The sequence below is a fragment of the Helicobacter mesocricetorum genome, from assembly GCF_900198605.1.
In the GTDB taxonomy this organism is placed as follows: domain Bacteria; phylum Campylobacterota; class Campylobacteria; order Campylobacterales; family Helicobacteraceae; genus Helicobacter_D; species Helicobacter_D mesocricetorum.
Genome location: NZ_FZPJ01000043.1, coordinates 36,495 through 45,609, shown reverse-complemented (window position 1 = coordinate 45,609; position 9,115 = coordinate 36,495). Strand labels below are relative to the sequence as shown.

The following is a 9,115-nucleotide window of genomic DNA, read 5'->3' as shown; positions in this document are numbered from 1 at the left end:
TAGGTTTTATTATTCTTTAGTTAGTCTTTTTATTCTTTATTCTCTTTACTTCTTTACTCCCTTAAGTTTAAAACCTTACAAGCAATTAGGACAGCTTTGTTTATTATCTATTAGAGTTATTATATAGCAATGATTAATTCTATATCAAAGCTTAAGTTTCCTACTCTTGTTTGTAAGGTTTTAAGGTTGAGGGGGTTGGTTGGTTTATTTGTTTTTTAGAGTCTTTAGGTTGGTTGGATTCTTAGTTTAATTACTCCCTTAAATTAAAAACTAGATTTCTTTAAGGAGTAAAGAATTTTTTTGTGGCAACCCTTAGTTTGTAAGATTAAGTATTTGGTAGGTTTGATTGATTGGCATTGAGCTTTGTATTATGATACTAAAAGAAAAGCGGGGTAAAAATATTTTAAGAATAAAGGTAAAAAGTCTTTTGAAGAAAAGAATTAATGCTATAATGCTTCATTTCTATAAGATTTGTGGAGTTAAAGAATGATAAAAATTACTGAAAATAGTTTAAGAGATGGGCATCAATCTTTACTAGCAACTAGAATGCGAACAGAAGATATGGTAGAAGCCGCAAGGATTTTTGAAGAAGTGGGGTTTCATAGTGTTGAAGTATGGGGCGGGGCAACTTATGATACTTGTTTGAGATACCTAAAAGAAGATCCTTTTGAGCGATTAGCCATTTTTAAGGATATTTTTAAAAAGACTCCTATCCAAATGTTGCTAAGGGGTCAAAATCTCATTGGTTATCGTCATTATGCGGATGATGTAGTCCGCGAATTTATCCGTCTATCTGCACAAAATGGCGTAGATATTTTTAGAATCTTTGATGCTTTAAACGATATTAGGAATCTTGAAGTTTCCATAGAAGAAGTCAAAAAACAGGGAAAACACGCACAAGGAGCAGTTTGCTATACCACTTCACCGGTGCATACTATCAAAAACTTTGTAGAACTTGCTAAAGAGTTAGAAAAGCGGGGTTGTGATTCTGTAGCTATTAAGGATATGGCAGGTTTAATCACGCCAAATGCTGCTTATGAGCTTGTAAAGGCACTTAAAGAATCCATAGGCGTTCCTTTGGCTTTGCATACTCATTCCACAGCAGGGTTTGCTTTTGGCTCTCATTTAATGGCTATTGAAGCGGGGGTAGATATTATTGACTTAGCTAATTCGGCTTTAGCGGAGGGGACTAGTCATCCTTGCACACAATCTATGGTGGCAACACTTAAGGATACGCAATGGGATAGTAAATTAGATTTAAACCTTATGGAGAAAGCAGCAGAAATACTCAAACGCAATCGCAGGAAATATAAAAAGTTTGAATCAGAATACAATCAAATTGATACGCGTGTATTGGTTAATCAAATACCCGGTGGTATGATTTCTAATATGGCTAATCAGCTAAAAGAACAAAATGCTTTAGATAAAATGGATGAAGTTTTAGCAGAAATCCCTAAGGTAAGAAAAGATTTTGGATACCCTCCTCTTGTTACCCCCTCTAGTCAGATTGTTGGGACTCAGGCGGTTTTAAATATCCTTAGCCAAACAAGGTATAAAACACTTACCATAGAATCCAAAAATATCATTAAAGGGTATTATGGAAAGACACCTGCGCCTATTGCTCAAGAATTGCTTGATAAGATAAAGGCAGAGGGGGAAGAGATTATTGATGTGCGTCCAGCGGATAAAATAGCCCCAGAAATGCAAAAGGCTAAAGAAGAATCTCAAACATTTGCAAAAAGCCCAACAGATATTATTTCTTATGCTATTTTTGGCGGGGTTGCTAAGACTTTCTTAGAAGAGAGGAATGAAAATCGTTTGTCTCCAGAATCGCTTAAAACCTTTGAAGAAGGGATTCATACTCCAATCTCTAAGGAATTTACGATTAATCTCCACGGCGAAACTTATAGGGTGAAAGTTGAAGGAAGTGGTGCTAAAGATGAAAATGTTCGTCCGTTTTTTATTCGTATCAATGGAGATTTAAAAGAAGTTTTAGTGGAATCCCAAAATGAAAATTCCGCTAATGCTAAAGGTAGTAATGATTCTTTACCTCAAGCAAGTTTGCCAGGTCATATTATCTCTCCAATGCCGGGAAATCTAACAAAGCTTTATGTAAAAGTAGGGGATAAGATTAAAGAGGGCGATGTTTTAGCGATTGTAGAAGCTATGAAAATGGAAAATCAGGTTTTAGCAACTATTGGTGGAGAGATTAAAGAGATTTATGCTAAAGAGGGGCAGCAAATTAGTGCAAATCTTGCAATTATGCTTGTTGAATAATGCAAGTTTTAAGTGTTAGTGCATTAAATCTGCAAATTAAGAGTTTATTAGAGGCTACTTTTTTACAAGTAAGTGTTTGTGGAGAAGTGAGCAACTGCACTTACCATTCTAGCGGGCATTTGTATTTTACTTTAAAAGATAAAGATTCTAACCTTAAATGCGTAATGTTTAGAGGAAATGTATCGAAGTTGAAATTTAAAATTACAGAGGGAAGTAGTGTTATTCTCTTTGGTGCTATTTCTCTTTATACTCCAAGGGGTGAATACCAATTAAATTGTATAAGTGCTACTCCAAGTGGCATTGGTGAGCTAACCTTAGCTTATCAGCAACTCAAAGAAGAATACGAAAAGAAAGGGTATTTTAAAAAACAGCAGTTAATTCCAAAATTCCCTAAAAAAGTGGCTTTGCTTACTTCTAAGAGTGGGGCAGTGTTGCACGATATGTTAAGGGTTGCACAAAAGAGGTGGGAATTAACAGAGTTTTTTTTGCTTGATACTTTGGTTCAAGGTGAGGGTGCTAAAGAAGAGATTGCTAGGAATCTAAAATATGCCGATTCTTTAGGGGTGGATTGTGTAGTTTTGGCAAGAGGTGGGGGGAGTTTAGAGGATTTATGGGCTTTTAATGAACCTTTGGTTGTTGAAGCTATTTTTAATATGAAAACACCTGTTATTTCTGCCATAGGACACGAGCCTGATGTGGTGTTAAGTGATTTTGTGGCGGATTTACGCGCTCCTACGCCATCAGCAGCAATGGAATTGCTTTTACCTGATAAGAATGAATGCCTAATGGGATTGGACTTTTTGCAAAGGAATTTAGAAGAGAGGATCAAGCATACTTTAGAAAGCAAATTAAGAACTCTCAATACCCTAATAATGCTTTTAGAGAAGAATCCTTTCTTTCATAAGATAGAAAATCTTTATCACCAGTTCCATTATTTATCTTTATCTCTCCAACAAAAACTTGAATCAAAATTGAAAAAATACGAATATGCCTTGAAACCTCTTGAGATGAATTTGATGCAAAAATTAGAAGAGACATTTTATAAAAATCAAAACCATTTAGAATCTCTGCGATTAAGCTTAGAATCTAAGAATCCAAAAAACTATCAAAGAAAGGGTTATGTGTTTGCCCATATTCATCAAAAACCTATCCAAAATCTCTTAGATTTAAAATTCCATTCTAATATTACTTTAGAGGATAGTCGTGCTAGAGTTTTAGCACAGGTCTTAGAGATTCATTCTTTAGAGGATAAAAACTCTTAGAAATTATCCTCAAACCAACCTGCAATCTCACTTCTAATGGTGTGCTTTAAGACAATTCCTGCTAGAAAATCATCTTGTTTTGCCTTTTTTAACAAGCTTACTAATCCATTGCGGTATTTGCTAAGGTAAGGGTGGTCAATTTGTGCAGGATCGCCTAAAAATACTATTTTAGAATCTTCGGCAATTCTTGTGCCAATGAGTTTAATGGTTGCGTTAGAAGCATTTTGTGCCTCATCAAAAATAATAAATTTCTTTGCGATACTTACACCTCTGGCGTGGGCTATATCCATAACTTCAATATTATGCTTTTGGAGAAAATATTCTGTGGCTTCTCTGCTCTCAAAACTATTAGCCTCTCCTTTGTATTCTATCCTTTTTGCTAGAGATTCTTTTTGCATTTTTGTAATCATAAAATTAATGGTGCTAAAGAGAGGATACATAAAATAACTAAGTTTTTGTGCTTCATCGCCTTTTCTAAAGCCTAATTCGGCTTCTTTGTCATTTGCGGTAATGGTATTTCGCATATAAATAATGCCATTGACTACTCCTTTTTTAAGCAAGGTAATTCCAGCTTGTAGGGCAATAAGTGTTTTTCCACTACCTGTTGCCCCGCTACAAATAGTAATTTTGTTTTTGGGGTGGGTTAAGATTGTATAAAGGAATTTCTGCTCTAAGTTAATGGGGTGAATATAGAGTTTATCTTCTTGCAAGATTTCATCGAAATTTAGCTCTTCAAACTTTCCTTCTAGCTTAATCCCATAATATTTTTTCCCTGTTAGATAAAGAGAGCTTTCTGTGTTATCCTCTTCATCAATTTCTAATAAGCTCCAATTTTTTAATGTTAGAAAATCTTTGTTATTTTGTAGGGAATAGGAGAGGTCTCTTTTATGCGCTCTAAGGGTGTAGAGAAAGTTGATAGAATGAGGATTGTCGATTTTATCGCGCATTAAAGATTGGGAGATGAGATTATTAGAGATGGCATAGACTTTGAGAGAAATATCATTAGTGAGCAATATAAAACCATAATCTTTGGCAATTTCTAAGATTCTTGCATCATTTAAACCATAATCTAAATGTTGAATCTCATATTTGGGGCGATGAATGATTTGTAAGGGGATTTTTGTATCATTGTAGGCAAAGTTAATGCTATGGATACTGTCTTCTAAAAGGGGTTTAAAAGAGGAGATATGCGATTCATCACTTAAAATATTGCGAAAAAACTCCCTTGCAAAAAATCCTGTTTGTGTGCTTAAGTCTTTCTTTTTATCAAGTTCGCTTAAGGTAACATCACAGATAAAAATAGTATTCTCGCCATTTTGATGAAGAAAAAAGAGATTTTCTACATCATCTAAAATAATGGAAGTATCGATTAAATAAGTTTTATTCACTTATTGGCAACCTTCACATTCAATGCTTCTATCCATTGTGGAGTTTTCTGCTTCTATGCTTTGAGAGCGGAGATAGTAAGTAGATTTTAATCCTAATTTCCAAGCTAGGGTATAGATTTCATTGAGGTATTTTCCACTAGCCTTTTCTAAAGACATAAAGATATTGGTGCTTTGTCCTTGATCAATCCATTTTTGGCGCACAGCGGCTGCTTTTATAATAGCGGTTTGGTCGATATTATAAGCACTAATATAGTAATTCCAATTTTCTAAGTTTAAATTAGGGGCGACTACTGGGATAAGTCCGCTTAGATTTTCTTCAAACCATTTGCGCTTATAGATAGGTTCGATAGTTTGTGTTGTGCCAACTAAGATAGAAATAGAGCTTGTAGGGGCGATAGCCATTAAGTAACCATTGCGAATCCCTTTAGTCTTTACTTCATTGCGTAAAGAATCCCAATCATAAATAAATCCAAAAAGTCCGCCTCTATCTACAAGTGCTTTAGCTTCTGTATTTGCTCTATCCATAGGAAATATTCCTTGCGACCAAGAAGAACCTGCAAAATCGTTATAAACCCCTTTAGTTTGTGCTAATTCGCAACTTGCTTTAATGGCGTTGTAGCTGATGATTTCCATAATTTCATCAATCTTTTCTAAATGTTTTTTGCTTCCCCATTCTATTTTGGATTCTGCTAACATTTGAGCCTCTCCCATTATGCCAAGCCCAATAGAGCGCGTATCAAGATTAGTGGCTTTAACTTTGCGGTTAGGGTAGAAGTTTAAATCAATCACATTATCAAGCATTCTAATAGCCACAGGAACAACCCTCTCTATATCTTCTTTGGTATAAACCTTAGAGAGATTAATAGAAGCTAGGTTGCAAACAGCGGTTTTTCCATCTATGGATTGCCTTTGGGCGATAAAAACTTTTTTGCCCTTAATACTATCCAAAGAAGTGATTTTATTGGAGGGTTTTTTAACCCCACTATCAACTAAAATTTCTTGAAATTCAGGATAATCTTCAATGCTACCATCTTCAAATTCTACACGAATAAAACATTTATTGGGTTCAGTGTTTTGGAATATTTCTGTGCAGAGGTTAGAGCTTCTAATGATTCCACGATGCCCATTGGGATTTGCTCTATTGGCATTATCTTTAAAGCATAAAAAAGGCGATCCCACTTCAAAATAGCTTGTTAAGATTTTTTTCCATAATTCTTTGGCTTTAATGGTTTCTTTAGGGATACTCTCATCAGCTTCGTATTGTTGGTAACGTATTTCAAATTCTTCCCCATAAAGATTGGTTAAATCTGAACAAGTGAGTGTGTCAAAAAGACTCCATAAGCCATCTTCGGCGATTCTCTTCATAAAAAGGTCGGGAATCCATAATGCGGGGAATAAATCGTGTGTTCTTCGTCTTTCTTCTCCGCTGTTTTTCTTAATATCTACAAAATCAAAAATATCACTATGCCAAGGCTCTAAATAAACAGAAATAGCTCCTTTTCTAGTGCCAAGTTGATCCACAGCAATAGCAATATCATTAGTGATTTTTAAAAAAGGTATCACTCCCCCAGCGGCGTTTTTATGCCCATCAATAAAGCTCCCTAAGCCCCTAATCTTAGAAAAATCCCAGCCAATCCCTCCACCATATTTACTCAAAAGTGCCATTTCTTTATAAGAATCAAAAATCCCTTCAATATTATCAGGAGTGCTTCCAATATAACAAGAGCTTAATTGATGGCGCGGTGTTCTTGCATTTGAGAGAGTAGGGGTTGCTGCCATAACTTCAAATTTAGAGAGTAAGTCATAAAATTGTTCTGCCCAATAGTTTGGATATTCTTCGTTTTGTGCTAAAAACATCGCAATCCCCATAAACATATGTTGGGGTAATTCTATGGGGTCGCCTTGCTTGTCTTTTAATAAGTATCTATCATAGAGGGTTTTAATCCCTAAATAAGTAAATTGCAAATCCCTTGTTTTATCAATCTTTAAATCCAATCTTTCTAAATTAAACTTTTCTTTCATTCCTTTAATAATGCGATTTTCTCTCTCTCCTAATTCTAAATATTCTTTTAAGCTTTTATAGCCATTAAACCGATTGACACGATGGTATAAATCATAAAGAAATAATCGTGCTGCTACAAAAGTCCAATTAGGGCAATCAATGTCGATTTTATCCACAGCAGTTTTAATGAGTGTTTGTTGGATTTCTTGGGTAGTGATTTTATCTCTAAATTGCAATTTCGCATCAACTTCTAGCTCACTTTGGGAAACCCCTTCTAATCCCTTTACAGCATCTTTAGTGTATTTTTGTATTTTAGCAACATCTAGGGGTTCAACGCGTCCATTTCTTTTGATAACTGTTAGCATTTCTCTTCCTTATTTATTTTTTCGTTTTCTTTGTGTTGGATCTAAGACTTTTTTACGAATCCGAATATTTTTTGGTGTAACCTCTAAAATCTCATCTTCTTCAATCCACTCTAAGGCTCTCTCTAAATTTAAATCACGGGGTGGGGTGAGTTTGATAGCATCATCACTTCCACTTGCACGCATATTGGTTAAATGTTTCGCCTTTATAGGATTAACATCTAAATCATTTTCTCTGCTATGCTCTCCAATGATCATCCCTACATAGACTTTTGTTTGAGGAGGGATAAAGAGAACTCCTCTTTCTTGAATATTCCCTAAAGAAAAGGGAGTGGCTTCTCCATTTTCCATAGAGATTAAAGCTCCATTATTTCTTGTTTCCACATTTCCGCTAAAGGGGCGAAACTCTAAAAAGCTATTATTCATTACCCCCTCACCTTTGGTATCAGTTAAAAACTCGCTACGATAACCAATAAGCCCTCTAGCTGGAATCTCAAATTCTAATCTTGTATAACCTTCTCCCATTGGATTCATAGCTTTTAACTCCGCTTTTCTTCTCCCTAATTTTTCAATAACACTACCAGAATAATCTTGGGGTGTATCAATAACTAAGGTTTCAAAGGGTTCGCATTTCTTGCCATCTATTTCTTTGACGATAACTTCAGGACGTGAGATGCTAAACTCATAATCCTCTCTCCTTAGATTCTCTGCTAGAATGGTAATTTGCAATTCCCCTCTACCGCTTACCTTAAACTTCCCTTCGCCTAGTTCTTCAATTTTCATTGCAATATTGGTTTGCATTTCTCTCTCTAATCGCTCTTTGAGCTTGTTGGCGGTTACATGTTTGCCCTCTAATCCTGCAAAAGGAGAATCATTAACCGCAAAATTGACACTCATTGTAGGTTCTTCTAAGTGCATAGGATCAAGAGGGATAGGGTTATTAATATCTACAATAGAATCCCCTACATTAATGGAGTGAAACCCAGCTAAAGCAATAATATCCCCCGCTTGTGCTTCTTGTATCTCTGTCCTAGCAAGTCCATAAAAGCCAATGAGTTTTGTAATCTTACCCGTGGTTTTTTCTCCATTGCTTTTGGCTAACATCACATTTTCACCTTTTTTTATTTTGCCATTAAAGATTCTTGCAATTCCGATTTTTCCTACATAATTATCATAATCTAAAGTAAAGATTTGCACTTGTAAGGGATTTTCTTTATTTCCACTAGGCAATGGGACATATTCTAAAATCGCATCAAAGAGGGGTTCGAGATTCTTTTTCTCATCCTCTAAGTTTTTGATTGCATAGCCATCTCTTGCTGCTGCATAAATTACAGGAAAATCAAGTTGCTTTTCATTAGCATCCATTGCGGCAAAGAGATCAAAGACTTCATCAATCACTCTATCAGGGGCTGCAGCGGGTTTATCGATTTTATTAATGACAACAATGGGGCAAAGCCCTAGTGCTAGAGCCTTTTTGACGACAAATTTGGTTTGTGGCATTACTCCCTCTTGTGCATCAACAAGCAATAAAACTCCATCAACCATTTTTAAAACCCTCTCAACCTCACCTCCAAAATCAGCGTGTCCGGGAGTGTCGATGATGTTGATTTTTGTGTTTTTATAATGGATAGCGGTATTTTTTGAAAGAATGGTAATACCCCTTTCTTTTTCAATATCATTACTATCCATTACGCGTTCATCGATTTGTTCGTGGCTTGCAAAGGTTCCTGATTGTCTAAGCAGACCATCAACCAAGGTGGTTTTTCCGTGATCAACGTGAGCAATAACGGCAATGTTTCTAATCTCTTGCATACTATTCCCTTG

At 35.6% G+C, this 9,115-nt stretch carries 5 protein-coding genes; 2 read left to right on the top strand and 3 right to left on the bottom strand.

All coding sequences use genetic code 11. The features are described from left to right. The first annotated feature begins 486 nt into the window (after window positions 1-486). Both oadA and xseA read left to right on the top strand, forming a co-directional pair. Complete coding sequence (oadA, locus tag C6H18_RS08175) at window positions 487-2,277, top strand: sodium-extruding oxaloacetate decarboxylase subunit alpha (RefSeq protein ID WP_104722615.1); 1,791 nt, start codon at window positions 487-489, stop codon at window positions 2,275-2,277. After that, on the top strand, window positions 2,277-3,539 hold the full coding sequence (gene xseA, locus C6H18_RS08170; RefSeq protein ID WP_104722614.1) for an exodeoxyribonuclease VII large subunit: 1,263 nt from the start codon (window positions 2,277-2,279) through the stop codon (window positions 3,537-3,539). The genes oadA and xseA overlap by 1 nt, the downstream gene beginning before the upstream one ends. Here the strand turns inward: xseA and C6H18_RS08165 are convergent. The 3 genes from C6H18_RS08165 to typA are packed head-to-tail and all read right to left on the bottom strand — an operon-like array spanning window position 3,536 to window position 9,103. Then, window positions 3,536-4,927, bottom strand: coding sequence for a PhoH family protein (locus tag C6H18_RS08165; protein WP_104722613.1), 1,392 nt, complete (start codon window positions 4,925-4,927; stop codon window positions 3,536-3,538). The genes xseA and C6H18_RS08165 overlap by 4 nt on opposite strands. Continuing rightward, a complete protein-coding gene (locus tag C6H18_RS08160; RefSeq protein WP_104722612.1) occupies window positions 4,928-7,294 on the bottom strand; it encodes a ribonucleoside-diphosphate reductase subunit alpha in 2,367 nt (788 codons plus the stop codon). Between the two features lie 9 nt (window positions 7,295-7,303). Continuing rightward, window positions 7,304-9,103 (bottom strand): translational GTPase TypA, encoded by a 1,800-nt coding sequence (typA, locus tag C6H18_RS08155; protein WP_104722611.1) that lies wholly within the window; start codon window positions 9,101-9,103, stop codon window positions 7,304-7,306. Between the last annotated feature and the right edge of the window lie 12 nt (window positions 9,104-9,115).

What these genes read in the sequence shown, in the direction of transcription:
- oadA (WP_104722615.1), top strand. Translation starts at nt 487, where the DNA reads ATGATAAAAATTACTGAAAATAGTTTAAGAGATGGGCATCAATCTTTA.
- xseA (WP_104722614.1), top strand. Translation starts at nt 2,277, where the DNA reads ATGCAAGTTTTAAGTGTTAGTGCATTAAATCTGCAAATTAAGAGTTTA.
- C6H18_RS08160 (WP_104722612.1), bottom strand. Translation starts at nt 7,294, where the DNA reads ATGCTAACAGTTATCAAAAGAAATGGACGCGTTGAACCCCTAGATGTT.
- typA (WP_104722611.1), bottom strand. Translation starts at nt 9,103, where the DNA reads ATGCAAGAGATTAGAAACATTGCCGTTATTGCTCACGTTGATCACGGA.